Raw genomic sequence first — 26,008 nt, 5'->3', positions numbered from 1 at the left:
AGCCCCGCCAACCGGTGCCAGCGACGCTCCCCCGGGGGCAAAACCAGGATCAGGAGTTCGTTCGACATGCTGCATACGCCTCGCCTTACCTCGCTGGCCCTGACCATTGCCCTGGTCATCGGCGCGCCACTGGCCCACGCGGCCGAGCCTGCCAAGCCAGCCACGGTGGCACCGACCACGGTCACTGCCCAGGCGCCGCTGCCGCTGGAAGAGCTGCGCACCTTCGCCGAGGTGATGGACCGCATCAAGGCCGCCTATGTCGAGCCGGTGGACGACAAGACCCTGCTCGAAAACGCCATCAAGGGCATGCTCAGCAACCTCGACCCGCACTCCGCCTACCTGGGCCCTGAAGACTTCCAGGAGCTGCAGGAGAGCACCAGCGGCGAGTTCGGCGGCCTGGGCATCGAAGTGGGCATGGAGGACGGCTTCGTCAAGGTGGTATCGCCCATCGACGACACCCCGGCCTCGCGTGCCGGCATCGAGGCGGGCGACCTGATCGTCAAGATCGACGGCCAGCCGACCCGCGGCCAGACCATGACCGAGGCGGTCGACAAGATGCGCGGCAAGATCGGCCAGAAGATCACCCTGACCCTGGTGCGCGACGGCGGCACGCCGTTCGACGTGACCCTGGCCCGGGCGGTCATCCAGGTCAAGAGCGTCAAGTCGCAGCTGCTCGAGGACGGCTACGGCTATATCCGCATCACCCAGTTCCAGGTCAAGACCGGCGAAGAGGTCGGCAAGGCCCTGGCCAAGCTGCGCAAGGACAACGGCAAGAAACTGCGCGGCCTGGTGCTGGACCTGCGCAACAACCCCGGTGGCGTGCTGCAGGCCGCCGTCGAAGTGGCCGACCACTTCCTGACCAAGGGCCTGATCGTGTACACCAAGGGCCGCATCGCCAACTCCGAACTGCGCTTCTCGGCCGACCCGGCCGATGCCAGCGAAGGCGTGCCGCTGGTGGTGCTGATCAACGGCGGCAGCGCCTCGGCCTCCGAGATTGTCGCCGGCGCCCTGCAGGACCAGAAGCGCGGCGTACTGATGGGCACCGACAGTTTCGGCAAGGGCTCGGTGCAGACCGTGCTGCCGCTGAACAACGACCGCGCCCTGAAGATCACCACCGCGCTGTACTACACCCCCAACGGCCGCTCGATCCAGGCCCAGGGCATCGTGCCGGACATCGAGGTGCGCCGCGCCAAGATCACCAGCGAGCAGGACAACGACAACTTCAAGGAAGCCGACCTGCAAGGTCACCTGGGCAACGGCAACGGCGGCGCCGACCGGCCTTCGGGCAAGGCCGCGAGCAAGAAGGACCGTCCGCAGGACGACGACTTCCAGCTCAGCCAGGCGCTGAACCTGCTCAAGGGCCTGAGCATCACCAGCGGCAAGTGATGCGCTATCTGCTGTTCGCCCTGCTCTGCCTGGCCGGCACCGCACACGCGGCACCGGCCAAGGCCTACCTCACGCTGATCATCGACGACCTGGGGCAGAGCCCTGCGCGAGATGCGCGCACCCTGGCCCTGCCCGGCCCGGTCACCCTCGCGATCATGCCCGATACCCCGCACGCCACCGCGTTCGCCCGCCAGGCGCACAAGGCCGGCAAGACGGTGATCCTGCACATGCCCATGGACCCGGCCACCGGCCCCTACGCCTGGCACCCGGACACCCCGCTGCCGGAGCTGGAACAACGCCTGGGCGCGGCCCTGGCCAAGGTGCCCTATGCCAGCGGCATCAACAACCACATGGGCAGCCGCATGACTGCACAGCCGCTGCCCATGGCCTGGCTGATGGGCGAGTTGCAGCGCCGCCATCTGTTCTTTGTCGACAGCCGCACCAGCGCCGCCACGGTCGCTGCGGCCAAGGCGCAGGAACAGGGGCTGGCAAGCCTGTCGCGGGATGTGTTCCTGGATGACGTGCGCACCCCCGAGGCGATTGCCGGGCCACTGCGCATCGCCGTGGAGCTGGCGCGCCGGCAGGGCTCGGCTGTACTGATCGGCCACCCCTACCCGCAAACCCTGGAGGTGCTCGAACGCGAGCTGCCTCGCCTGAAGGCGCAGGGCATCGAGTGGGTCGAGATCCACCAGATGATTGCCCTGCGCAGCAACCAGGCAATGGCGGCCCACGGTGCCGGCGGGCGCTATCGCGCCAGCGCCGGCGGCCAGTAAGGCGCCTACGCCAGGGGGCGTAGCGGAAACCAGCCCTTGATGAAGGCCGGGGTGAGGTCGGCGCGCCAGATCACGCCCATCTTGCCGGTGGTTTTCGCCTCTTCGAGCAGGTCGGCATAGCCTTTGGTGCGTTGCGCCTCCAGTTTGATGTGGCCCTTGCTGAACGCTGCCGTGGGCGTGTCCAGGGCAGGATAGTGCAGGTGCACGTACCATTTGTCGCCGCCCGCCACACGCACTTCGTACTCGTCGATGAAGTCGCCGGCCGCCAGGGCCTTGCGTGGCGCCTTGAATTCGATGTGCAGTTGCTTGCGCTCCCACAGATACAGCAGGTTGCGCGCGGTGGGCTTCTGCGCCTTGCACATGCTCAGGCGCAGGGCATCGGCTGCGTCCCTGAGCCCCTGGGCCTCCTGGCGCAGCTGGGCAACGGTGGCCTGCTCGGTATCGGGCAGGCCGCTGTGGCGCTCGAAGTCATCCGCCACGCGGATCAGCCGATCGGCCAGGATGGTCAGCGGGAACACGATATCCCCCGGTTGATGCCCGCTGCCGGACAACCCCTGCTGCTTGGCCTTGAGCGGGGCGACCTGATCGAGCACCTGGCGCGCCTCGCTGCGCAGGGCCTTGCGCGGCTTGAGGCCGACCGGCGTGGCGGGCAATACGGTCTTGATCGGGTTCCAGTCATCGCCGCCGTGCTCGCGGTAGGACGCCACGATGCGGTGGTTGGCATCCTCGATATCCACGATCGGCACCGGCTCGCCGGGCGATGGCGCCCGTACCCGCCCCACCACCACCCGGCGGGTACGCGTGACGATCACCTTGCGCTTGCGCGTCGGCCGGGGCGCCGTGCTGGTGGCCGGCACCGTGACCAGGCTGTCCAGTTCTGCCCTGGCGCTGGCATCGAGCTCGTCGAGGGTCTGCACGAACGCCGCCAGATAGTCCTTGCCGGGCACCGGCGCGAACAGGTCGCCCACATACTGGGCAACCGCCTTGGCCCGCGAGTAGCAGTGCGAGGCCTCGCGCAGCACCTGGATGCGCTCCTGGGGCGTGAACTCCTGGGCATCGATGCCCAGCTGCTCATGCGAAAGCACCCCGGCGACGATGTCCGGGTCCAGCAGCAAGTCCTTGTAGAACGGGCGCTGGTTGGCGTCCGCGATACGCGTGTCCAGGCTCATGTAGCCGAGGATTTCCAGATAGGCCGTACGGATGCGCTGGGCGCTGAACACCTTGAGCTCTTCACGCTTGGCCTCGCCATAGCGGATGATCTCGTCGGCCGTGGCCTTGACGGCCGGCTCGCGGCGAACCTCCTCGACCAGGGCGCTGCAGGCCTCGGCCTGCTCCAGGGCCAGCAGGTGGAACGTCTCGTTCTGCGTGTTGGCCTCCAGCAACGCGGAAAACGGCTGTGCGGTATCACCCAGAGTGACCTGGAACGCATTCTCGATCCAGGCATCGTGCAACGAGATCTTGAACTGCTTGCTGTGGTACTGGGCCTGCAACTGCAGGCGCGCCTGGAAGTTCATCCTGAAGTTCAGGTTCAGCGCCTTGCTGTAGTCGACCGCAGTGATATGGCCGTAGAAATCCGCCAGTTTCAGGGTTTCGCGGGCTTCGAGGGTGGTGCGCAGCAGGTCCTTGGCCACTTCGATGAAGGCGTCCTGCTCGACCTTGAGTACCTGCTCGGCCACTTGCGCACGCGTGCGTGCCTGCTTCATCGCTACCAGCCGGGTCGCCGTGCGATCGAGCTGGTACTCGCGCTGGGCCTTGAACATCGGGTCGAGCAAGGCGTTGAGCTCGTTGACCTTGGGGGTCATGGCCACAATGCGCCTGAGGCAATCCTGCTGCGCCGACTCCAGCGTGGCGTTGAGCTGCTGAAGCTGCAGCCTGTTCTGCGCCTTCTTCTCCTGCAGGCTCATGCGCTTTTTCGGCCCGCCCCCGCGCAGCCCCAGGCGCAGGTCCAGTTGCCAGCTGCCTTCGCTGCTACGCCGCAGCCACGGGCCACGGCGGCTGCTGTCGAGGGGGTCGACGATGCAGAAGCGCCCTTCCACTTCCAGCACGCGGTACCAGCGGTCATCGAGTTTTACATGCGCGTGCCCGTCGATCAGCGCCAGGCCGCGGCGCTCCCCCGTCTCGATCAGGCCGGTCGGCTCCTGGCCGGGCGTGACCTGCATCGGGCGCAGGAACGCACGCAGCTCGGGCGTCGCTTCGTTGCGCATGCCGCTCCAGGAGAAGTCCATGGCTGTCGGCAACGCACCGGCACTGCGCAGTTGCGGGCCCAGGGGCTGCTGCACCGGTACCAGCACGCCGGTCATTGGCAGCTCGCCGCGCACCGGCAACGTTTGCTGCAGCATCGAGGGCTGCACCTTGATCGGCGTCGCGCGCGCCATGCCGACCTCCCCGGCCCCGTGCATGAACACCGTGCTCAGGTTGAACAGCAGGTCGACCACGGCCTGGGCGCGCGTGGTGTCATCCCCCTCGCGCAGCGCCTTGAAGTCGCTGTCCAGGCTGCTGAGCAGTTGCACCAGCCATCCGGCGACAGCTGTCGGCCCACGCAGGTAGGGCAGCGCGATACTGAACAGCAGCCAGCCAGCCTCCTTGAAGCGCAGCCAGCGATCCTCGGCGTTGGATACCGATTGCCGGTCACCCAGGGTGATCAGCGCATCCACCGTACTGGTGTAGAAATGCGCCAGCAGGTCACCGGTCAGCGCAGCGCCGCCAAGACGCGGCACGTTCGCCCCCGGCACAGCCACCGGTTCATCCACCGTGATACCCAGGTGAGGGTTGGCAAAGCCGCCATTGGCATAGATGCGCCGGGCGTCCTGCCCCATCCAGCTCAGCACGCTGGCTTGCAGCTCGGGCTCCTCGAGGGCCTTGAACAATGCAGCCTCGCTGGCAAATTCGCGCAGCAGGGGCTCGAACAGCGGCCGGTACAGCACCCGCTCGGGCCTGCCGGGCAGGGCGAACACGAACATGTTGTCGACCACGTCGGGGCTGGCCCCTTCGCCACTGAGGAAGGTCAGCGGGCGCACCTCGACCCGGTCGGTCTGGTCGGTGCTCATGGCGTAGTCCACGCAGCGCAGGCCCTGGCGGGTGAAGCCCTGCTCGCCCCTGATCCGGTACTCCAGCGCCAGCAATGGCAGTTGTGCGCGCAGCGTGTCGGCGAACAGCTGCCGACGCTCGTCGGCCTGGCGTGCATCGGTGCGCATGGCCTGTTCGATCACTGCCAGGTAGTTGGCCCCGACATCCACGGCGGTGATGAGTGTCATCACATACTCGGCGCTCAGCCATGCGGCGATCTCGTCGCCATCGGCATGGGCAATGCTCATCGGGCCCTTGGGCAGGCCGGACAGGTTTTCCAGCGCGGCATCCACCAGCAGCAGCCTGACCGTCTCGACGAAGCCGAAGCCACCCTGGCCATAGGGCACCTGGAAGGTCAGCACCAGCTTGTAGGGGTCGTAGGTCGGCCCGCCCGGTTGATCTGCCGCCATGCGCTCGCCCAGCGCCTTGGCGGCATAGTCGCGCAGGGTCGGGATACCGTGGTCATAGGCCTTGCCGGCATTGTGCTGGTGCGCCAGCGCCATGCTCAGCCATTGCATGCGGTAGTCCAGGTAATCGGCCCCAGAAGCCTGCTTGAGCCATGCCGGCAGCTGGCCAAGCACCTGGGTGTCGGCAGGCGTCGGCACGAATGCCCGGTTGCCGGCCAGGCGCGCAGCCACATCGGACACCGTGGCAAACAACCCCTCGAGCTCAGTCACCGACTGCCCGCCCAGGCGCAGCGCCTGCACGTCGCGCAGTTGCTGATCGAGCAACGCCTCGGCCTGGACCCTGAACGGATTGCCTTCGACCTCCAGCAACTGCCACTGCAGCCCGACCAGCCGATAGGCGCCTTCGAGTTCGTCGGTCAACGCCTCGCCGAACGCCTTCAGCGAGGTGTGGGCGCTGACCTGACCTGCGGGCGTACAGCGCAGCACCTGCTCGCCGCGGACCAACACCAGATCGCTGAGCAGCATCTGCGTGCTGGTCAGGCTGGCGTCGAGCTGCAGTTGCACCAGGTACACCCGCACGGCCTGCTCGCCCTGGGCCTGACGCAGCGACCAGCGTGGCCATTGCAGCACCTGACCCAGCATCCCGGCCCAGGCCTGTTTGCCGCCGGCGTGTGGCACCAGGGCCTGGGCCAGGGTTCTGGCCAGCCAGCTCAGGCGCGGAACGCCTTCACTGCCCCTGGCCTGCCAGTAGTTCATCAGGGCCCGCTGGAACTCGGCCACGATGCCGTCGGCAAACACCTTGATCATTTCGCGCAGGGTGTCCGCATCAAGTGCATGGCCCTGCAGCTTGAGTTTCACCGCGTCGGCCTGGCCCAGAAAACCGGACAAGCCCCCCGCATGCATCTGCAACGGTTCCCAGGTGCACAGATTGTCCAGTGCAGCGTCCACCAGCGGGCGTACCTGATAGAACTGCGCGCTGCTGTCGGGCACGTACAAACGCAGCGCCTCCACATCGGCGGACAGCCCGGGGAAGTACTCGCGCAGCAAACGCTCCAGCAGCGTGACGCTGGCGCTGCGCAGGGTCGGGCGGCTGGCGAACTGCTCGGCCACCATGGCGGCGAGGGCATTGTCGGGTTCGGGCGTGGGCAGGTCTTGCAGGATATGCAGTGGCATCTAACACCTTCCATGAGTGATCGGGCTGTGCAATTCACAGCGACGATCCATCACAGCAGCCCGGTGCATGGCCGCGGCACTACATAGTTAGGCGCTTACAGGTAGCGGGCGAAGGTGGCGTCGACGAAGCCTTCGTCGCGCAACTGGTCCAGGCTGTGCTGGAGCTTTTCCACCACCGCATCGGGTACCTGGCGGTTGAGTGCCAGGTACAGCTGGGCGCCGTTGAAGCGCAGCACGGTCTTGAGCTGGGTGATACCGATCTGGCGGGCCAGGTAGCGCCCGGCGGGGTCACCGGTGGCCCACAGGTCGATCTGGCCTTCGAGCAGCTTGCGCGCGTTGTCCTGGTCGCGCAGCACGGTGATCGGCTTGAGCCCCTTGCTGCTCAGGTGCTGGGCGATGGCATCGCCTTTATAGGCACCGATCCGGTAGCCGCGCGCGTCGCCGAGGTGTTCGAGGGTGATGGGGCTGTCGGGGCGGGCCAGCAGAATCCAGTCGTCGGGGCCCAGCGGCCCGACCCACTTGAAGAGCTTTTCGCGGTCGGGTTGGCGGGCCATCACGAACACACCGTGGTTGGGGCTGTTCAGGGCCTGCTGGTACACGCGTTCCCACGGGAAGCGCAGGGTCATGCTGTAGGGGATGGCGGCGCGCTTGAACATCTCGCGAACCAGGTCGGCGGCGATGCCCTGGATCTTGTCTTCGCGGGCGAAGTTCTTGCCGTCGCTGGCCATGTTGTAGGGCGGGAAGTTTTCGGTGAGCAGCACCATCGGGTCCGCGGCGCGGACGGTGGCAGCGAGGGAGAAGAGGCTGACGAGCACGACGAGCAAGCGTGTGAACATAGGATGGACCCGATTCCCTGGCGATGTGCCTGCATTACCTTAACAGCAAATGCTTCGCCGGCAAGGCCGGCTCCTACAGGTTCGCTGCAGTGTAGGAGCCGGCCTTGCCGGCGAATGCGGCCGCTCAGCGCACGCAGATGCCGCGCTGCGCCATGTAGGCCTTGGCTTCAGGCACCGTGTACTCGCCGAAGTGGAAGATGCTGGCCGCCAGCACTGCGCTGGCATGCCCTTCCAGGATGCCGTCGGCCAGGTGCTGCAGGTTGCCCACACCACCGGAGGCGATCACCGGAATGCCCAGCGCGTCGCTGATGGCGCGGGTCACGCCCAGGTCGAAGCCGCTCTTCATGCCGTCCTGGTCCATGCTGGTGAGCAGGATCTCGCCCGCGCCCAGGCCTTCCATCTTCTTCGCCCACTCCACCGCATCCAGCCCGGTAGGCTTGCGCCCGCCGTGGGTGAAGATCTCCCAGCGCGGGGTTTCGCCCGGGCCGGAGACCTTCTTGGCATCGATGGCAACCACGATGCACTGCGAGCCGAAATGCTGCGCGGCCTCGCCCACGAACTCGGGGTTGAACACCGCTGCGGTGTTGATCGAGACCTTGTCGGCACCGGCGTTGAGCAGGTTGCGGATATCCTGCACAGTGCGCACGCCGCCGCCCACGGTCAGCGGAATGAACACCTGGCTGGCCATGCGCTCGACGGTATGCAACGTGGTGTCGCGGCCATCGACGCTGGCAGTGATGTCGAGGAAGGTGATCTCGTCGGCACCCTGCTCATCGTAGCGACGGGCGATTTCCACCGGGTCGCCGGCATCACGGATGTTCTCGAACTTGACGCCCTTGACCACTCGACCGTTGTCGACGTCCAGGCAAGGGATGATGCGTTTGGCCAGCGCCATGCCGTTCTCCTCAGCCTTTGTAGCTGTCGCAGAAGGCTTGCGCCTCGGCCACATCCAGCGTGCCTTCGTAGATCGCACGGCCGGTGATGGCGCCGATGATCCCCGGTGCCCTGGCGTCGAGCAGGGCCTTGATGTCACCCAGGTTGTGGATGCCACCGGAGGCGATCACCGGGATCTTGGTGGCGGCAGCCAGGGCGGCGGTGAACGGCACGTTGCAGCCTTGCATCATGCCGTCCTTGGCGATGTCGGTGTAGACGATCGCCGAGACGCCATCGGCCTCGAAACGCTTGGCCAGGTCGATGACCTGCACCGAGCTGACCTCGGCCCAGCCGTCGGTGGCCACGAAGCCGTCCTTGGCGTCCAGGCCCACGATCACCTTGCCGGGGAACGCACGGCAGGCTTCGGCCACGAACTCGGGTTGCTTGACCGCCTTGGTGCCGATGATCACGTAGCTGACGCCGGCCTTGACGTAGTGCTCGATGGTTTCCAGCGAGCGGATGCCGCCGCCGATCTGGATCGGCAGGTTCGGGTAGCGCTTGGCAATGGCAGTCACCACCTCGCCGTTGACCGGCTGGCCTTCGAAGGCACCGTTCAGGTCGACCAGGTGCAGGCGGCGGCAGCCACCGTCGACCCATTTGGCGGCCATGCTCACCGGGTCATCGGAAAATACCGTGGAATCTTCCATGCGGCCTTGGCGCAAACGTACGCAAGCACCGTCCTTGAGATCGATAGCGGGAATAATCAGCATCTGGGGAACCTGTCTATTCGGTAAACAGTGAGCTCGGGAAGTCAGTTCTTCTCGAGCGACCACAAGTCGCTTTCAATGCTTTCGAACCTCTCTTTGAGGTGCGCCTGCACATCGAAAATCGCCCTGTTGTAGTAATGCGGTGCAATCTCCTGGCTGAACAGCTCCAGCACTTCAGCCACCTCGAACGAACCCAGCTCAAGCTCGAAGCGGTCTTCGAGAAAACGCTTGAGCTTGGCCAGCGCCTCGCGCTCTTCTTCAGGCGCGAGGGTGAGGATCGGCCGCTTGGCGCGGGACTTGCCCATTACCGGCGACCATCCCAGCCGGCGAAGTTCTGCAGCAGCTGCAGGCCATGGGTATGGCTCTTCTCCGGGTGGAACTGCACGGCAAAGCGCGAGCCGTCGGCCAGCGCGGCGGCAAAGTCGACGCCATAGTGACCACTGCCCGCCACCTGCGCCGCGTTGGCGGCGGTGATGTAGTAGCTGTGCACGAAGTAGAAGCGCGCACGGTCGGGGATGTCGTGCCACAGCGGGTGGTCGATGGCCTGGGATACTTCGTTCCAGCCCATGTGCGGCACCTTAAGGTGCTCGCCGTCCTCGTGCAGGCCCTTGCCGAAAAAGCGCACATTGCCCGGGAACAGGCCGATGCAATCGACGCCGTCGTTCTCTTCGCTGTGGTCGAGCAGGGCCTGCATGCCCACGCAGATGCCGAGGAAGGGGCGGTCCTGGCTGACTTCACGCACCAGGCTGTCGAAGCCCAGGCGGCGAATCTCGGCCATGCAGTCGCGGATCGCGCCCACACCCGGGAACACCACGCGGTCGGCCTCGCGGATCACCGCAGCATCGCTGGTGATCAGCACCTTGCCAGCGCCCACGTGCTCCAGGGCCTTGGCCACCGAGTGCAGGTTGCCCATGCCGTAGTCGATAACGGCTACCGTCTGCATTACAGGCAGCCCTTGGTCGACGGCATCTGGCCGGCCATGCGCTCGTCCAGCTCGATGGCCATGCGCAGTGCGCGGCCGAAGGCCTTGAACACGGTCTCGATCTGGTGGTGGGTGTTGTGCCCGCGCAGGTTGTCGATGTGCAGCGAGACGTTGGCGTGGTTGACGAAGCCCTGGAAGAATTCCTGGAACAGGTCGACGTCGAAACCGCCCACGGTGGCGCGGGTGAAGGGCACGTGCATCTCCAGGCCCGGGCGGCCGGAGAAGTCGATGACCACGCGCGACAGCGCCTCGTCCAGCGGCACGTAGGCATGGCCGTAGCGGCGGATGCCCTTCTTGTCGCCGATGGCCTGGTTGAATGCCTGGCCCAGGGTGATACCGACGTCTTCGACGGTATGGTGATCGTCGATGTGCAGGTCGCCCTTGCACTCGATGTCCAGATCGATCAGCCCATGTCGGGCGATCTGGTCGAGCATGTGTTCGAGGAAAGGCACACCGATATCGAATCGGGCCTTGCCGCTGCCATCCAGGTTAATCGAGGCCTTGATCTGGGTTTCCAGAGTATTGCGCTCGACGCTAGCCGTACGTTCGACCATCACCAGCTCCGCAAAATCATTGGGCGAAAAAGGTGTCCATTATAGGCCTAGATACGCGTGGCTTGGAACGAAGAAGACAGTTGGCGGGGAATTTGCGTCAGCAGTACCGGCCTCATCGCGGGTCAAGCCCGCTCCCACACGGTCAGCAGAGATCCTTGTAGGAGCGGGCTTGACCCGCGATGCCTTTAATGGAACAGCACCGCAGTCTTCTGCAGGGTCACCCACACCCCCCACGCCAGCGGAACGCCCACCACCAGCCACGCGGCAATCACCAGCGGCCGGCTGCCCGGCGCGGCCTTCCACTCCAGCACGGTGCTGCCATTGGCGCCCTTGTCGTGCCCCAGCGCCTGTTCGGCCGCCAGTTGCGCATCGGTCATGAAGTACTTGTCGGCCACCGGCCGCACCAGCGCGTTGCACAAAAAGCCCAGCGCCAGCAGCCCGGCCAGGATGTACAGGGTCATGTCATACGCCGCCGCCCGCTCCACGCCCATCTCCAGCTGATATTCGCGCAGGTAGGTGATCAGCACCGGGCCCAGCACCCCGGCTGCCGCCCAGGCGGTCAGCAGGCGACCGTGAATGGCGCCCACCATCTGCGTGCCGAACAGGTCGGCCAGGTACGCCGGCACCGTGGCGAAGCCGCCACCGTACATCGACAGGATGATGCAGAACGCCGCCACGAACAGCGCGATGTTGCCCAGGTGGCCCATGTTCGGGATCAGCGCATACAGCGCCACGCCCAGGGCGAAGAAGGCAAAATAGGTGTTCTTGCGCCCGATGTAGTCGGAGAACGAGGCCCAGAAGAAACGCCCGCCGATGTTGAACAGGCTCAGCAACCCGGTGAAGCCGGCGGCAATGGCGGCAATCTGCGCCAGTTGCGTGGCATCCAGCTGGCTGAAGCTCAGGTCGTTGCCCAGTAGCTTGCCGGCGAACACTTCCTGCAGCAGCGGCGAGGCCATGCCCAGAATGCCGATGCCGGCCGACACGTTAAGGCACAGCACCAGCCAGATCAGCGCGAACTGCGGCGTCTTCCACGCCACGCTGACGTGCACGTGGCGGTGGGTGATCATCGCGTTGCCGGCCTTTTTCTGCGGCGCGCTCCAGCCTTCGGGCTTCCAGCCGGTGGGCGGCACGCGGTAGGCCAGGGCGCCGCCGAGCATGAACACGCAGTAGATCAGCGCCATCACCACGAAGCTCTGCCACACGCCCACCCCGTCAGGGCCGGCGAAGTGGCTCATCAGCGCCGCCGCCAGTGGCGCGCCGACCATGGCGCCGCCGCCAAAGCCCATGATCGCCATGCCGGTGGCCATGCCGCGCTTGTCCGGGAACCACTTGATCAGCGTCGATACCGGCGAAATGTAGCCCAGCCCCAGGCCGATACCGCCGATCACGCCACTGCCCAGCCACATCAGCCACAGCTGGTGGGTGTACACCCCCAGCGCCGACATCAGCAGGCCACCGCACCAGCACAGGGTCGAGACCACCCCGGCCTTGCGCGGCCCGGCATGCTCCAGCCAGCCGCCCCAGATGGCCGCCGAACAACCGAGGAACACGAAGAACAGCGTGTAGATCCAGCTCAGCATCGAGATCGGCCAGTCGCACTCGGCGGTGAACAGGCGCGCCACGAAGCTCATTTCCGGCGCACACGCCACCGGCGCACTGACACCGATGGCCTGCGACAGCGGCAGCCAGAACACCGAAAAGCCATAGGCCATGCCGATGCACAGGTGAATGGCCAGGGCCGCCGGTGGCACCAGCCAGCGGTTGAAACCGGCCCTGGCGACAATGCGTTCCTTGGACAGGAAGCCGGGCGTACTGGCGATGCCGCCCACCGTAGTGCTGCTCATTGTTGTTCCCCTCGTGATATGGATGCTCCACCGACCAGGCCTGCTGCCTGCGACTTTGGCTGCCAGGGGCAGCACGTCGTTTATCTGGCAACCGGCCCTTTGACGCGACAATCGGCCGCAACGGGACCGTGGAGGCGCGAGAGAGTACCATTCGCCGCACTCGCTGAAATTAGGCTGATACTGTGGTTTTTGCGAAAACTGATACCCCCGTGTCAGGAACTGCCCCGCCGGTTGCTGTCCAAACCCGGGTCGCGCCGCGCCCGCGCGCCCTGCACGGGGCTATACTCTGCGGCTGAATTTTACAATCGGACTACAAGGACTCGCCCATGAAAGCGTTCGGCAAAATCCTGGGGCTGGTGATACTCGGGTTGTTGCTGATCATTGTGGCGCTGGGCTTTGCCCTGACCCACCTCTTCGATCCCAACGACTACAAAGACGAGATCCGCCAGCTGGCACGCGACAAGGCCCACGTCGAGCTGACGCTCAACGGCGACATCGGCTGGAGCCTGTTCCCGTGGCTGGGGCTGGAACTGCACGAGGCGAGCATCGCCACGCTCAACAATCCCAAGGTGCCATTCGCCGACTTGCAGATGCTCGGCCTGTCGGTGCGCGTACTGCCGCTGCTGCGCCGTGAAGTGCAGATGAGCGACGTGCGCGTCGAGGGCCTTAACCTGACCCTGGCCCGCGACGAACACGGCCACGGCAACTGGGAAGACATCGGCAAGCCGCTGCCGGCCGCCACCCCGGCTGCACCGGCCGAAGGCAGCGCCGGCGCACCGGCCCCAAGCGAGGCCCCGGCCAAGCCGTCCGCCGCCGAGCGCCCGGTCAAGCTGGACATCGATAGCCTCACCGTGAACAACGCCAAGGTGCAGTACAGCGATGCGCAAAGCGGCCAGAGTTTCAGCGCCGAGAGCATCCAGCTGAGCACCGGCGCGGTTCACGAAGGGGTCAACATTCCGCTGACCATGACCGCCTTCTTCAGCGCTGGCCAGCCGGCCCTGCGCGCCCGCACCGAGCTCAAGGGCGAACTGCGCTTCGACCGTGCGCTCAAGCGCTACCAGTTCGAAGACATGAAGCTCAGCGGCGAAGCCTCCGGCGAGCCGCTGCAGGGCAAGACCATGACCTTCGCCGCCCAGGGCCAGTTGCTGGTGGACATGGCCGCGAACGTCGCCGAATGGAACGGCCTGAAGCTGTCGGCCAACCAGCTGCGCGCCCTGGGCGAGCTGAACGTGCGTGACCTGAACAGCACGCCCAAGCTCACCGGCGGCCTGTCCATCGCCCAGCTCGACCTGCGCACGTTCCTCGACAGCGTCGGCGTGGCAGTGCCACCGATGGCCGATGCCGCCACCCTGGGCAAGTTCGAGCTGGTCAGCCGCCTGGAAGGCAGCCCCACCCGCCTGGCCCTGGAAGACCTGGCAGTGAAGCTCGACGACAGCACCTTCACCGGCCGCCTGGCGGTGGATGACTTCGCCAAGCAGGCCCTGCGCGTGCAGCTAAAAGCCGACACGTTCAATGCCGACCGCTACCTGCCGGCCAAGAGCGAGGCCGCCACCGGCGCCAAGGCCGCGCGCCAGGCCGAGGTGCAGCAGAATGAAGCCGGTGCGCTGGCCGGAGCCGGCACCACACCGCTGCCGGACGCACCCACCAAGACCGCCTGGAGCACCGACAAGCTGCTGCCGGTGGACCGCCTGCGCGTACTCGACCTGCAGGCAGACCTGAGCTTCGGCGTGCTCACCCTTGAACAGCTGCCTATCCAGAACGCCGTGCTCAAGGCCCGTGGCCAGGGTGGCCTGATCACCCTGGACACCCTGCAGGGCGGCCTCTACAACGGCGACTTCGCTACCAAGGGCACCCTCGACGTGCGCCCTGCGGTACCGCAGATCGGCCTGAGTACCCAGGTCAACCGCGTACCGGTGGAGCACTTCATCAAGAGCCAGACCGACACCCCGCCGGTCAAGGGCCTGCTGACCCTGAGCAGCAACCTGACCGGCAGCGGCAACAGCCAGAAGGCGCTGATCGACACCCTCAATGGCAACGCCAGCTTCGTCATCAACAACGGTGTGCTGGTCAATGCCAACCTCGAGCAGCAGCTGTGCCAGGGCATCGCCACCCTCAACCGCAAGGCCCTGAGCGGCGAACCGCGCGGCAAGGACACCCCGTTCCAGGAACTCAAGGGCAGCCTGGTGCTGCGCAACGGCGTGGCCAGCAACCCGGACCTGAAGGTGCGCATCCCGGGCCTGACCGTCAACGGCCACGGCGACCTCGACCTGCGTGTGCTGGGCATGGACTACCGCGTGGGCGTGATCGTCGAGGGCGACAAGCGCGACATGCCCGACCCGGCCTGCCAGGTCAACGAGCGCTACGTGGGGCTGGAATTCCCGCTGCGCTGCCGTGGCCCGCTGGAGCTGGGTGCCAAGGCCTGCCGCGTGGACAAGGACGGCCTGGGCAAGCTGGCCGGCAAGGCGCTGGGCAACAAGCTGCAGGAAAAGCTCAACGAAAAGCTGGGTGACAAGGTCAGTCCCGAACTCAAAGACGCACTCAAGGGCCTGTTCAAACGATGAATCCCGAGCAGTTTTCCAGCGCCGTGCTGGAATGGTACGACCGTAACGGCCGCCACGACCTGCCCTGGCAACAGGGCATCACCCCGTACCGGGTGTGGGTGTCGGAGATCATGCTGCAACAGACCCAGGTGAGCACCGTGCTCAACTACTTCGGGCGCTTCATGCAAGCCCTGCCCAGCGTCGAGGCCCTGGCTGCGGCGCCGGAGGACGAGGTGCTGCACCTGTGGACCGGGCTGGGCTACTACACCCGCGCGCGCAACCTGCAGAAGACCGCGAAGATCGTGGTGGAGCAGTACGCCGGCCAATTCCCGCGCGATGTCGAGAAGCTCACCGAGCTGCCCGGCATCGGCCTGTCCACTGCCGGGGCAATTGCCAGCATCAGCATGGGCCTGCGTGCGCCGATCCTGGACGGCAACGTCAAGCGCGTGCTGGCCCGCTACACCGCGCAGGAAGGCTACCCGGGCGAGCCCAAGGTGGCCAAGGCGCTGTGGGCCAACGCCGAGCGCTTTACCCCCCACAGCCGAGTCAACCATTACACCCAGGCGATGATGGACCTGGGCGCCACCCTGTGCACGCGCAGCAAGCCCAGTTGCCTGCTGTGCCCGCTGGAGCGCGGCTGCGAGGCGCACATGCTCGGCCAGGAGATCCGCTACCCGATCCCCAAGCCGCGCAAGACCCTGCCCCAGCGCAGCACACTGATGCCGCTGCTGGCCAACAACGAGGGCGCCATCCTGCTGTACCGGCGCCCATCCAGCGGCCTGTGGGGCGGTTTGTGGAGCCTGCCGGAGCTGGACAGCCTCGACGACCTGCAACACCTGGCCGAGCAGCACGGGGTGAACCTGGGCGAGCCCGTGGCGCTGGACAGCCTGACCCACACCTTCAGCCACTTCCAGCTGGCGATCCAACCCTGGCTGGTGCCGGTGGCCCCCCAGGGTGACCACGTGGCCGAGGCCGACTGGCTCTGGTATAACCTCGCCACCCCGCCGCGCCTGGGCCTTGCTGCCCCGGTCAAGAAACTGCTCAAACGCGCGGCCCACGTATTGAATGCAGGAGAGTCGTCATGACCCGCACCGTAATGTGCCGCAAGTACAAAGAAGAGCTGCCTGGCCTGGAGCGCCCGCCGTATCCCGGCGCCAAGGGCCAGGACATTTTCGAGCATATCTCGCAGAAGGCCTGGGCCGACTGGCAGAAGGAACAGACCATGCTGATCAACGAGAAGCGCCTGAACATGATGAACGCCGAGGACCGCAAGTACCTCCAGGGCGAGATGGACAAGTTCTTCTCCGGCGAAGAATACGAGAAGGCCGAAGGCTACGTGCCGCCTGCCGAATAACCCCGGAAATTCGTAAGCGACGGAATTAATTTAATAAATTTTCAAAAAGTCGTTGACGCAAATCCGAAAAACGCTTTTAATGCGCCCCGTTGCCCAGATAGCTCAGTCGGTAGAGCAGGGGATTGAAAATCCCCGTGTCGGCGGTTCGATTCCGTCTCTGGGCACCACTAATACCGAAAAGCCCCAAGCGAAGTGATTCCTTGGGGTTTTTTATTGCCTGCGATTTGGTGCTCGCCAGGTCGTCACCTTCGCCGGCCAGGCCGGCGCCTACCAGGGTTCATGGATGAAAAGGCTTGTGATGACGGCGCTTGCGCTGGTGTGCCTGAACGGTTGCGTCGGCTTCAAGTCCGCCTCGCCCCAGACCCGCGTCGAAAAGACCGACACCTACCGCCAGCTGCTCGGCCGTGATATCACCCCGCACATCACCCGCACCGAACGTTCCGAAGCCACCCGGGAATGGTGCGGCATCAGCCTGTGGCTGGTGGTGCTGCCCGTGCCGCTGAAGCTGCCGGTGTGCTCGACCTACACCGAAGCCGCGTTCGGCCACGACAGGTTCGGCGACGAGCGCGTGCTGATGTACACCACCCACAGCGTCGACAAGAACCCCTACCTCAATGCCTGCGGCCCGTTCATGTTCCTGGCGCCGATCATGCACGGCTATGAAGGCAATGCGCTGTGCGGGCGGCTGCCCTAGCGGCACGCCCCTGCTGCACGCGGCGACACAGGCTTGGGTTTGCCGAGGGAGTGAGGTTCAATAGCGCCACGCATCACCTTCTTTCAAGGATTACCCGCAATGGCTTCCAGCAGCAAACAGCAAAAACGCGCCAAGCGCGCCGCCAGCAAGGCCCGCGAGAACCGCATGGTACGCAGCGGCCAGGCGGTCAAGAGCAGCGGCGAGAGCGCCAGCGCCAGCGTCGAGCAGGTGTTCACCAAGGCCATGGAATCGGGCAGCTACACCGCGCTGTTCGAAAAGATGAAACAGGCCCAGGACACCGGCCTGGCCTCGATGATTGCCGTGTTCCTGGTCGACCCGCTGCTGGCCCTGGTGCTCAAGGGGCACAAGGAAGAACACTCCACCGACTACATCTGCAAGGTGTTCTGCGCCTACCGCCACTGGCTGGACGGCACCGAAGAGGCCCAAGCGATGCAGTGGCTGGAGAGCGACGAGTTCCAGGACGCCTATGTGCAGGCGTCGGAGATCGTCTCCAAGCAGAAGAAATTCGGTTGAGCAACGACCCGGGCTGCGCCGCAGCCCAGGGCCGGCAAAACCCCCGGATGCTGTGCAACCGGTCAAAAACGGCTTTCCAGCATCGGCCAAAACTGGCACCATCGCGCCTTTTTTCATCACGGCTACGGCCCGTGGAAATGGGGCGCGCGGTCATCCGCGCGACAGTCCGCTGCATCGATGCGACACCCACCTGCCCACAGGCCCTTCGCCCCGCCCGCCGTTGTTGGCTGTCGTTCGAGCGCTATGCTAGCGTTGCGCCTCGCCAGGAAGGCCGACAACAGCAGGCACGCACCAGAACTCAAGAGGACCGCACATGGCCCAGGCCACGCCCGCGCTGGAAATCCGCAACCTGCACAAGCGCTACGGCGCGCAGGAGATTCTCAAGGGCATTTCGCTGACCGCCCGCGACGGCGACGTGATTTCGATCCTGGGGTCGTCCGGTTCCGGCAAGTCCACCTTGCTGCGCTGCATCAACCTGCTGGAAAACCCCCACGAAGGCCAGATCCTGGTCGCCGGTGAAGAGCTCAGGCTCAAGGCCGGCAAGAACGGCGAACTGGTCGCCGCCGACAACAGGCAGATCAACCGCCTGCGCAGCGAGATCGGCTTCGTGTTCCAGAACTTCAACCTGTGGCCGCACATGAGCGTGCTCGACAACATCATCGAGGCGCCGCGCCGGGTGCTCGGCCAGAGCAAGGCCGAGGCCATCGAGCACGCCGAGGCGCTGCTGGACAAGGTCGGCATCCACAACAAGCGCCACAGCTACCCGGCCGAACTCTCCGGCGGCCAGCAGCAGCGTGCCGCCATTGCGCGCACCCTGGCGATGAAGCCCAAGGTCATTCTGTTCGACGAGCCCACCTCGGCGCTGGACCCGGAAATGGTCCAGGAAGTGCTCAACGTGATCCGCGCGCTGGCCGAAGAAGGCCGTACCATGCTACTGGTTACCCATGAAATGAGCTTCGCCCGGCAGGTGTCCAGTGAAGTCATCTTCCTGCACCAGGGCCTGGTGGAAGAGCAAGGATCGCCGCAGCAGGTTTTCGAAAACCCGAACTCGGCGCGTTGTAAACAATTCATGTCCAGCAACCGCTAACGGAGCAACACGCATGCAGAACTACAAGAAATTCCTCCTGGCCGCTGCCGCCACCCTGGTGTTCTCGGCCAACGCCATGGCCGCCGAAAAGCTGAAAATGGGCATCGAAGCGGCCTACCCGCCCTTCAACAACAAGGATGCCAGCGGCCAGGTCGTAGGCTTCGACAAGGACATCGGCGACGCCCTGTGCGCCAAGATGAAGGTCGAATGCGAAGTGGTCACCTCCGACTGGGACGGCATCATCCCGGCCCTGAACGCCAAGAAATTCGACTTCCTGATCTCGTCGCTGTCGATCACCGACGAGCGCAAGCAGGCCGTTGACTTCACCGACCCGTACTACTCCAACAAGCAGCAGTTCATCGCCCCGAAAAACGTCGACTTCAAGACCGACCGCGCCTCGCTCAAGGGCAAGACCATCGGCACCCAGCGCGCCACCCAGGCCGCAACCTGGCTGGACGACAACGGCGGCATGGACGGCGACTTCAAGGTCAACCTGTACGACGGCCAGGAACACGCCTACCTGGACCTGACCTCCGGCCGCCTGGACGCCATCCTGGCCGACAAGTACGCCAACTACGACTGGCTCAAGTCCGATGCCGGCAAGAACTACGAGTTCAAGGGCGACCCGGTCAACGAGAGCGACAAGGTCGGCATTGCCGTGCGCAAGGGTGACACCCAGCTGCGCGACAGGCTGAACGCCGCCCTCAAGGAAATCGTTGCCGACGGCACCTACAAGAAGATCAACGACAAGTACTTCCCTTTCAGCATCTATTGATTCGCCCGACCGGCACCGCCCCTGCGGCGGTGCCCGTCCCTGAACAAGCCTGCCCATGAATATTGATCTCTACGGATTCGGTCCGGCCCTGGCGGCTGGCACCCTGATGACCGTGCAACTGGCGCTGTCGGCCCTGTGCCTGGGGCTGGTGCTGGGGTTGCTCGGCGCCCTGGCCAAGACCTCGCCGTACAAGCCGCTGCAGTGGCTTGGCGGTTTCTACTCGACCCTGGTGCGCGGCGTGCCCGAGCTGCTGTGGGTGTTGCTGATCTACTTCGGCACCGTCAGCCTGATGAGCAAGCTGGGCGACCTCCTGAATATTCCCGGCCTTGAGCTGAGCGCCTTTGCTGCCGGCGTGATCGCTCTGGGCCTGTGCTTCGGTGCCTATGCCACCGAAGTGTTCCGTGGCGCGATCCTGGCCATCCCCAAAGGCCACCGCGAAGCGGGCCTGGCCCTGGGCCTGTCCAAGGCGCGGATCTTCTCGCGGCTGATCCTGCCGCAGATGTGGCGCATCGCCCTGCCCGGCCTGGGCAACCTGTTCATGATCCTGATGAAGGACACCGCGCTGGTGTCGGTGATCGGCCTTGAAGAGATCATGCGCCACTCGCAGGTGGCCGTGACCGTCACCAAGCAGCCGTTCACCTTCTACATGGTGGCGGCAATCATCTACCTGGGCCTGACCATCCTTGCGATGATCGGCATGCACTTCCTGGAAAAACGCGCCGCACGCGGCTTCGCGAGGGCCAACCAATGAACTGGGAAGTGATCATCAAGTGGCTGCCACGCCTGGCCCAGGGCGCGACCCTGACCCTGGAGCTGGTGGCCATCGCGGTCATCGCCGGGCTGATCCTGGCCATCCCGCTGGGTATCGCCCGCTCCTCGCGCCACTGGTATGTGCGCGCGCTGCCGTATGGCTACATCTTCTTCTTCCGCGGCACGCCGCTGCTGGTGCAGCTGTTTCTGGTGTACTACGGCATGGCGCAGTTCGAGATCGTGCGCAACAGCGCCCTGTGGCCGTACCTGCGCGATCCGTTCTGGTGCACCGTGCTGACCATGACCCTGCACACCGCCGCCTACATCGCCGAGATCCTGCGAGGCGCGCTGCAGGCCATCCCGCGCGGGGAGATCGAGGCGGCGCGGGCGCTGGGCATGTCCCGGGCCAAGGCGCTGTTCTACATCATGCTGCCGCGCGCGGCGCGCATCGGCCTGCCGGCCTACAGCAACGAAGTGATCCTGATGCTCAAGGCCAGCGCCCTGGCCAGCACCGTGACCCTGCTGGAACTGACCGGCATGGCACGCACGATCATCGCGCGCACCTACCTGCCGGTGGAGATCTTCTTTGCCGCCGGCCTGTTCTACCTGCTGATCTCGTTCCTGTTGGTGCAGGGCTTCAAGGTGCTCGAGCGCTGGTTGCGGGTCGATGCCTGCCAGGGCCGCTGAGGTACTGCAGGGCGAGCCACTGCATAGCCGCTTCCAGGCCCTTAACAGCTTTTTGCTGGAGCACCAGGGCCTGTGGCGGCCGCGGCCGTTTACCCAGCTGCACCTGCCGTGGGAGCGCGAGCACCCCGCCCTGAGCCACTGGCTGCGCCAGCGGCCGCTGAGCGAGGCCGATACCCCGCCTGAACATGCCCCCGCGCCTTATCCACAGCTGGCCGCACAGTGCCAGGCGCTGTCGGCGGTGGGCGAGTTATCCACAATCGAGCTGGCCCCTGCCAACCCGCGCCTGAACGTGGACGTGCCAGGGCGCAAATGGCAGCAGATCGAGGCCTTTGCCGGGCGCCTTGATTTTGCCCGCCAGCCCACGCACTGGCTGGACTGGTGTGCGGGCAAGGGGCACCTGGGCCGGCGCCTGCTGGGCCCGGCGCAGCAACTGACCTGCCTGGAATACGACCCCGCGCTGGTGTTGGCCGGCGAACAGCTCAGCCAGCACCACCGCTTGCCTGCGGAGCATCGCCTGCAGGACGTGATGGCCGCCGATGCCGCCACCCAGCTGGGCAGCCAGCACACCGCCGTTGCGCTGCATGCCTGCGGCGACCTGCACGTGCGCCTGATGCAACTGGCCAGCGCTGGCGGCTGCCGTCAGCTGGCGATTGCGCCGTGCTGCTACAACCGTATCAGCGCAGCGCACTACCAACCGTTATCCACAGCCGCTCAAGCTTCGACGTTGAGCCTGTCGGTCGACGACCTGGGCCTGCCGCTGAGCGAAACCGTCACCGCCGGCAACCGCGTGCGCCGCCAGCGTGACGCGTCGATGGCGCGGCGCCTGGGCTTCGACCTGCTGCAGCGCGAGGTACGCGGCTGCGACAGCTACCTGCCCACCCCTTCGCTGCCCAGCCACTGGCTGCACAAGCCCTTCGCCCAGTACTGCCAGGACCTGGCCGAACTCAAGGGGCTGCAGGTAACGGGTGCGCCCGACTGGGCGGCACTGGAACAGGCTGGCTGGGCGCGACTGGCCCGGGTGCGCAACCTTGAACAGGTGCGCAACCTGTTCCGCCGCCCGCTGGAGCTATGGCTGGTGTTGGATCGCGCACTGTACCTGGGCGAACAGGGCTTCAAGGTGCGCCTTGGCAGCTTCTGCCCCTACCCTCTCACGCCTCGGAATCTGATGCTTTTGGCAGAGCGCGGTTGACGTGCAAACCTGTGGATAAGTCTGTGCGCAACATTTTGATGAATCGCTGAAAAAGCCGCCCGACAAGGGCTGGCGACAGCTGGTCATTTTTTGTTCACCTTCTAAACCTGAGCAAAAACAGCCATTTGCGCAAAGACGAACGGGCTGGCCACTGGCGATGCACTACGCGCCGAGTTGGCATGCAGCTTGTGCATAAGCATTTTCGCGAATGGCTCTAAGGGCTGCGATCAGGCCAGTTTCAGCAGGCCCATGCCGCCCAGCAGAAGCAGCAGGCCAAGCCAGCCGCGGCCGGCCAGGCGCTGACCGAACAGGGCCCAGCCCATGGCCACGGTGGCAAGAATGCCGAAGCCGCCCCAGATGGCGTAGGCCATCGACAGGGGGATGTCCTTGACCGCCTGGGCCAGCGCCGTGAAGGCAGCCAGCACGCAGACGATCGACGCCGCCGCGACCCAGCGCTTGCGCAGGCCGTCGGAGTACTTGAGCAGCAGGTTGGCGAGCACTTCGAGCACGATGGCCAGTGCCAGCCAGGCAAAGGGGATCACTTGCAGGCTCAGCATGGCAGGGCCTCCCCGGTGGTTTCACGGCGGGCGCTGCGGGTACCGGACTTGATCAGCAGGATACCCGCGATCATCACGCCCAGGCCCAGGGCCTTGAGCAGGCCGATGCTTTCACCTAGCCAGGTGACGCTGACCACGGTGATCAGCACGATGCCGATGCCTTCCCACAGGGCGTAGGCCACACCCAGCGGCACGCGCTTCACGGCGAGCGCGAGAAAGCCGTAGGACAGGCCGATCATGGCGTACATGAGGGCGTGACCGAGAATCGGCGAATGATCGGCGGCGAATTTCATCGACGTGGTACCGATCACTTCGGCCACGATGGCGATGAACAGATAGATCCAGGAACGCATGGTGCCCTCCCATGGGCATTACGAAAAACGCGAGGGGCTGACGGCGGCGTCAGCAAAAAAGCCGGGGTTTGGGAGGGTGGCGCTAGAGGTCGCCGGTCCAGTGACGTTCACGGGAAACCAGGCGGGAGGTGAGGAGCGGCAACGCTTTAGTGTTCAACATAATGCACAACAAATTAGCTGAGGGCATTGTGGAAGTCAAATCGATAGAGAATGACTAATGAATTTTGCTGCGGATTATTCGTTATTTGGTGAAAGCCCCTGAAAGCTGGCTGCAAGGCCCGTAAATTATAATTCCCAAATCTGGCGTAGCCTGTAAGGCCCAATCGCGGGTCAAGCCCGCTCCCACAAGGTTGGCGGCGATCCCTGTGGGAGCGGGCTTGACCCGCGAAGGCCGCAACGCTGACCCCGCCCCCCCTGCGAGTCAAATCGCCACACCACCTCATCTCACATCAATTAATTATTGTACTGCGATAATTTTTGCTCAATAATCCGCCCCGTTCAAACCAGACCAAGGAAAAACCATGAACAGCAAAACAGTGGCCTACGCACGCTCGCGTCTGCGTGCAATCGGTGCCTTTGCGGCGTTGCTGGCGTGGGGTACGGCGCTAGCCGAATTTGGCTGCAATGCCTGGTTCTGGCTTTTCGACCGGCACGACGTGCTGGCCGCCTACCTGCAAAGCTTCGCCGACCAGATGCCCCTGCTGGTGGCGCCGGGCTTCCAGCCCAGCGTCCTGGCCCAGGCACTGGTCATCACCCTGGACATGATCCCGGCCAGCCTGTCGGTACTGGCCCTGTACCTCACCGGCCTGTTCTTCATCCGCCTGTCACGCGGGCAGACGTGGACGGCCTCCAACATCAAGCTGCTGTGGTGGGTGGGCCTGCTGTGCATCGGCCTGCCGTTGCTGTGGCCGGTGATCGCCACCTTGCAGGGCCTGGCCTTCTGCATCGACCTGCCGCCAGGCGAAAGGAGCTTCAGCGTGGGGATCGGTGTATCATCCGCGGCGGTTTACGAGATCATGAAGGGCATATTGCTGTGTGCCTTCTCCCTCCTCATGCGTGACGCCAAGACCATCAGCGATGAACACAACTGTTATGTCTAGCCTAGCCCCATGCCGATAATCATCAGGCTCGACGTCGTGATGGCCCGGAACAAGATCCGTTCCAAGGACCTGGCCGAGATTATTGGCATTACCGAAGCTAACTTATCGTTGCTGAAGAACGGCAAGATCAAGGGTTTCAAGATCGAGACCCTGGAGAAGCTGTGTCGCGCGCTGAAGTGCCAGCCGGGAGACCTGCTGGAATTCAGCGAGGACTGAACAAGGAACACCCTCTCGTGAGCATCACCTTTCACTGGCGCGCAGCGCTGCTGCTGGCCGCCGGCCTGCTGGGCGGCTGTGGGCCGAGCTACACCTATCGCTATTCGCCACCGCCGAGCCAGCACGGCATGCAGTGCATCAGCGCGTGCTCGCAGCAGCGCAACTACTGCGGGCAACTGGCACGCATGCAGGACAACGCCAACCAGGCCCTGTACCAGTCCGAGATGCGCAGTTACCAGTACTGCCAGCAGGGCAAGAGCAAGAAGGATGCGAGGCGCAGTTGCTACTACCCGAGCTACCCCTACAGCGCGGGGCTGTCGAGTGATTGCGGGCGCGAGTACGACCAGTGCTACCAGGGTTGTGGCGGCACGATTCACCGGATATTGAACAAGGACTGACGGCTTGCGGGCCGCATGATGCAATCGGGAAAACACACATGACCATGAACACCTTCAACACCATCGCCCTGGTGGCCTTTGCCCTGCTGCTGGGTGGCTGTGCCGGTGGGCACGCCAGCCGCGGCGACAGCCTTGCGGGCTGGGACATGCCGCAGATGCAGGTGCTGGGCGACAACGGCCTGCCGGCCCAGCCGCATCGCTACGTGAAATGCGGCAAGCGTGGCTGCCATGAACAGAAGCCGATGCTGTTCGACCCGGCCAAGGCCGAACCGACGGCCGAAAGCCTGCATCGCGGGTGGTAGTAGAAGGGCTGCAGGCCACGTGAACCGTGGCCTTGCGCAAGATTGAGCGGAAGTGGTTTACAGAACCAAACCGATCGCTATAATAGCGCCCCTATGCCGGTATAGCTCAGTTGGTAGAGCAACTGACTTGTAATCAGTAGGTCCCGGGTTCGACTCCTGGTGCCGGCACCATATAAGACGAAGCCCTCGCAGAAATGCGAGGGCTTTGTTGTTTTTGGGTGATTACTTTCTGCTGCTATCAACGCAAGGGACCAGCGCCTATCTCCCGCCCCGCTTGCCCTCTCCAATCACATCTCTTTACAGCTTTAACCCACCAGCGGTTGCCCCCACTTACCCTCCCGGCTAACCTTCCAGCGCCGCTGCCAAATCATCGGCCGGGCGTAGGAACCCGAATCAGTCAAGGTGCGACAGCGCCTACCAACCAGTGCAGGCGCTTCTTTTGTGTAGTCAAGGAGCTAGCCAATGCAGATTCGCACCCCACACCTCCCCGGAGGTGCCCATGCCTGACCTTCATACCCTCACTACTCCCGGCCTTACGACCTTTGCCGGCCAGGGCGAGCAGGCGTTGTTTCGGGTTAATGCCGGCGTACCGATCAACGAGGCATTGGCCCACGTTTCCGACCTGTTGCACCTGGCCAAGCGACTGGCCGAGGATGCCACGCAAGAGCGCGATACAGGCCGACATGCCTGGGCTTCGCATTACTTGCAAGAGATGAGTAAGGCTGTGGTCGATGATGTGCTGGTTGCATTGGGCGCCTAGGGCTGGCGCAACTTAGTAAAGCCTATGCCTTCAATCTGAATGATCCGATTG

The 26,008-nt window shown here is 64.8% G+C and carries 27 protein-coding genes and 2 tRNA genes; 19 read left to right on the top strand and 10 right to left on the bottom strand.

What is annotated here, in order from left to right:
* Window positions 1–66: 66 nt before the first annotated feature.
* The gene (locus MF6396_RS05040; protein WP_043862202.1) at window positions 67–1,386 is read left to right on the top strand and encodes a S41 family peptidase; all 1,320 of its coding nucleotides are present in this window, start codon (window positions 67–69) and stop codon (window positions 1,384–1,386) included.
* On the top strand, window positions 1,386–2,159 hold the full coding sequence (locus MF6396_RS05035; RefSeq protein ID WP_078479829.1) for a divergent polysaccharide deacetylase family protein: 774 nt from the start codon (window positions 1,386–1,388) through the stop codon (window positions 2,157–2,159). The genes MF6396_RS05040 and MF6396_RS05035 overlap by 1 nt, the downstream gene beginning before the upstream one ends.
* Before the next feature lie 5 nt (window positions 2,160–2,164).
* Here MF6396_RS05035 and MF6396_RS05030 read toward each other — a convergent pair whose 3' ends face one another.
* The 8 genes from MF6396_RS05030 to MF6396_RS04995 all read right to left on the bottom strand — a co-directional run bounded on the left by MF6396_RS05030 (window position 2,165) and on the right by MF6396_RS04995 (window position 12,661).
* Window positions 2,165–6,805, bottom strand: a complete 4,641-nt coding sequence (locus MF6396_RS05030; protein WP_078479828.1) for a hypothetical protein — start codon at window positions 6,803–6,805, stop codon at window positions 2,165–2,167.
* Window positions 6,806–6,900: 95 nt separating this feature from the next.
* On the bottom strand, window positions 6,901–7,641 hold the full coding sequence (locus MF6396_RS05025; RefSeq protein WP_054915786.1) for a substrate-binding periplasmic protein: 741 nt from the start codon (window positions 7,639–7,641) through the stop codon (window positions 6,901–6,903).
* A gap of 124 nt (window positions 7,642–7,765) precedes the next feature.
* Entirely contained in the window at window positions 7,766–8,536 is a 771-nt protein-coding gene (hisF, locus tag MF6396_RS05020) for an imidazole glycerol phosphate synthase subunit HisF (protein WP_043862206.1), read from the bottom strand.
* 10 nt (window positions 8,537–8,546) lie between these two features.
* Window positions 8,547–9,284, bottom strand: coding sequence for a 1-(5-phosphoribosyl)-5-[(5-phosphoribosylamino)methylideneamino]imidazole-4-carboxamide isomerase (hisA, locus tag MF6396_RS05015; protein ID WP_043862207.1), 738 nt, complete (start codon window positions 9,282–9,284; stop codon window positions 8,547–8,549).
* A gap of 41 nt (window positions 9,285–9,325) precedes the next feature.
* Window positions 9,326–9,586 (bottom strand): DUF2164 domain-containing protein, encoded by a 261-nt coding sequence (locus MF6396_RS05010; RefSeq protein ID WP_043862208.1) that lies wholly within the window; start codon window positions 9,584–9,586, stop codon window positions 9,326–9,328.
* A complete protein-coding gene (gene hisH / locus MF6396_RS05005) occupies window positions 9,586–10,224 on the bottom strand; it encodes an imidazole glycerol phosphate synthase subunit HisH (RefSeq protein ID WP_043862209.1) in 639 nt (212 codons plus the stop codon). The genes MF6396_RS05010 and hisH overlap by 1 nt, the downstream gene beginning before the upstream one ends.
* Entirely contained in the window at window positions 10,224–10,817 is a 594-nt protein-coding gene (hisB, locus tag MF6396_RS05000) for an imidazoleglycerol-phosphate dehydratase HisB (RefSeq protein WP_043862210.1), read from the bottom strand. Before hisB ends, hisH begins: the two co-directional genes overlap by 1 nt.
* Window positions 10,818–11,002: 185 nt before the next feature.
* Window positions 11,003–12,661 carry an OFA family MFS transporter gene (locus MF6396_RS04995; RefSeq protein ID WP_078479827.1) on the bottom strand — a complete coding sequence of 553 codons (1,659 nt, stop codon included), beginning with the start codon at window positions 12,659–12,661 and terminating at the stop codon, window positions 11,003–11,005.
* Between the two features lie 326 nt (window positions 12,662–12,987).
* Between MF6396_RS04995 and MF6396_RS04990 the strand changes: the two genes are divergently transcribed.
* The 11 genes from MF6396_RS04990 (at window position 12,988) to MF6396_RS04940 (ending at window position 22,271) form a co-directional block, all read left to right on the top strand.
* The gene (locus MF6396_RS04990; RefSeq protein WP_058541657.1) at window positions 12,988–15,222 is read left to right on the top strand and encodes an AsmA family protein; all 2,235 of its coding nucleotides are present in this window, start codon (window positions 12,988–12,990) and stop codon (window positions 15,220–15,222) included.
* Window positions 15,219–16,286: an A/G-specific adenine glycosylase gene (gene mutY, locus MF6396_RS04985; RefSeq protein ID WP_043862213.1), complete on the top strand. Its 1,068-nt coding sequence runs from the start codon at window positions 15,219–15,221 to the stop codon at window positions 16,284–16,286. Before MF6396_RS04990 ends, mutY begins: the two co-directional genes overlap by 4 nt.
* Window positions 16,283–16,555 carry an oxidative damage protection protein gene (locus MF6396_RS04980; protein WP_043862214.1) on the top strand — a complete coding sequence of 91 codons (273 nt, stop codon included), beginning with the start codon at window positions 16,283–16,285 and terminating at the stop codon, window positions 16,553–16,555. Before mutY ends, MF6396_RS04980 begins: the two co-directional genes overlap by 4 nt.
* A gap of 91 nt (window positions 16,556–16,646) precedes the next feature.
* Window positions 16,647–16,722: transfer RNA gene (locus MF6396_RS04975), tRNA-Phe, on the top strand.
* A gap of 116 nt (window positions 16,723–16,838) precedes the next feature.
* Window positions 16,839–17,249, top strand: a complete 411-nt coding sequence (locus MF6396_RS04970) for a hypothetical protein (RefSeq protein WP_054915790.1) — start codon at window positions 16,839–16,841, stop codon at window positions 17,247–17,249.
* 99 nt (window positions 17,250–17,348) lie between these two features.
* On the top strand, window positions 17,349–17,783 hold the full coding sequence (locus tag MF6396_RS04965; RefSeq protein WP_043862216.1) for a hypothetical protein: 435 nt from the start codon (window positions 17,349–17,351) through the stop codon (window positions 17,781–17,783).
* Between the two features lie 313 nt (window positions 17,784–18,096).
* Window positions 18,097–18,870, top strand: coding sequence for an ABC transporter ATP-binding protein (locus MF6396_RS04960; protein WP_054915791.1), 774 nt, complete (start codon window positions 18,097–18,099; stop codon window positions 18,868–18,870).
* A gap of 13 nt (window positions 18,871–18,883) precedes the next feature.
* Window positions 18,884–19,645, top strand: coding sequence for an ABC transporter substrate-binding protein (locus tag MF6396_RS04955; RefSeq protein ID WP_078479826.1), 762 nt, complete (start codon window positions 18,884–18,886; stop codon window positions 19,643–19,645).
* 55 nt (window positions 19,646–19,700) lie between these two features.
* Complete coding sequence (locus tag MF6396_RS04950; RefSeq protein ID WP_043862219.1) at window positions 19,701–20,396, top strand: ABC transporter permease; 696 nt, start codon at window positions 19,701–19,703, stop codon at window positions 20,394–20,396.
* Window positions 20,393–21,082 carry an ABC transporter permease gene (locus MF6396_RS04945; RefSeq protein WP_043862220.1) on the top strand — a complete coding sequence of 230 codons (690 nt, stop codon included), beginning with the start codon at window positions 20,393–20,395 and terminating at the stop codon, window positions 21,080–21,082. The genes MF6396_RS04950 and MF6396_RS04945 overlap by 4 nt, the downstream gene beginning before the upstream one ends.
* The gene (locus MF6396_RS04940) at window positions 21,063–22,271 is read left to right on the top strand and encodes a methyltransferase (RefSeq protein WP_078479825.1); all 1,209 of its coding nucleotides are present in this window, start codon (window positions 21,063–21,065) and stop codon (window positions 22,269–22,271) included. The genes MF6396_RS04945 and MF6396_RS04940 overlap by 20 nt, the downstream gene beginning before the upstream one ends.
* 227 nt (window positions 22,272–22,498) lie before the next feature.
* Here MF6396_RS04940 and mdtI read toward each other — a convergent pair whose 3' ends face one another.
* Both mdtI and MF6396_RS04930 read right to left on the bottom strand, forming a co-directional pair.
* Window positions 22,499–22,828: a multidrug/spermidine efflux SMR transporter subunit MdtI gene (mdtI, locus tag MF6396_RS04935; protein WP_043862222.1), complete on the bottom strand. Its 330-nt coding sequence runs from the start codon at window positions 22,826–22,828 to the stop codon at window positions 22,499–22,501.
* Window positions 22,822–23,181 (bottom strand): multidrug/spermidine efflux SMR transporter subunit MdtJ, encoded by a 360-nt coding sequence (locus tag MF6396_RS04930; RefSeq protein WP_043862223.1) that lies wholly within the window; start codon window positions 23,179–23,181, stop codon window positions 22,822–22,824. Before MF6396_RS04930 ends, mdtI begins: the two co-directional genes overlap by 7 nt.
* A 521-nt stretch (window positions 23,182–23,702) precedes the next feature.
* Here MF6396_RS04930 and MF6396_RS04925 point away from each other — a divergent pair.
* From MF6396_RS04925 to MF6396_RS04900, 6 genes are all read left to right on the top strand, one after another.
* Entirely contained in the window at window positions 23,703–24,281 is a 579-nt protein-coding gene (locus MF6396_RS04925) for a hypothetical protein (protein WP_043862224.1), read from the top strand.
* A gap of 9 nt (window positions 24,282–24,290) precedes the next feature.
* The gene (locus tag MF6396_RS04920; protein WP_043862225.1) at window positions 24,291–24,497 is read left to right on the top strand and encodes a helix-turn-helix domain-containing protein; all 207 of its coding nucleotides are present in this window, start codon (window positions 24,291–24,293) and stop codon (window positions 24,495–24,497) included.
* Between the two features lie 17 nt (window positions 24,498–24,514).
* Window positions 24,515–24,895 carry a hypothetical protein gene (locus MF6396_RS04915; RefSeq protein ID WP_043862226.1) on the top strand — a complete coding sequence of 127 codons (381 nt, stop codon included), beginning with the start codon at window positions 24,515–24,517 and terminating at the stop codon, window positions 24,893–24,895.
* 38 nt (window positions 24,896–24,933) lie between these two features.
* On the top strand, window positions 24,934–25,197 hold the full coding sequence (locus tag MF6396_RS04910; protein WP_054915796.1) for a hypothetical protein: 264 nt from the start codon (window positions 24,934–24,936) through the stop codon (window positions 25,195–25,197).
* 95 nt (window positions 25,198–25,292) lie between these two features.
* Window positions 25,293–25,368 (top strand) — tRNA-Thr (locus MF6396_RS04905).
* A gap of 328 nt (window positions 25,369–25,696) precedes the next feature.
* A complete protein-coding gene (locus tag MF6396_RS04900) occupies window positions 25,697–25,957 on the top strand; it encodes a DUF3077 domain-containing protein (protein WP_078479824.1) in 261 nt (86 codons plus the stop codon).
* Window positions 25,958–26,008 lie beyond the last annotated feature (51 nt).

Source organism: Pseudomonas sp. MF6396 (assembly GCF_002018915.1).
Taxonomy (GTDB): Bacteria; Pseudomonadota; Gammaproteobacteria; order Pseudomonadales; family Pseudomonadaceae; genus Aquipseudomonas; species Aquipseudomonas palmensis.
This window is presented reverse-complemented; position numbering and strand designations above follow the sequence as displayed.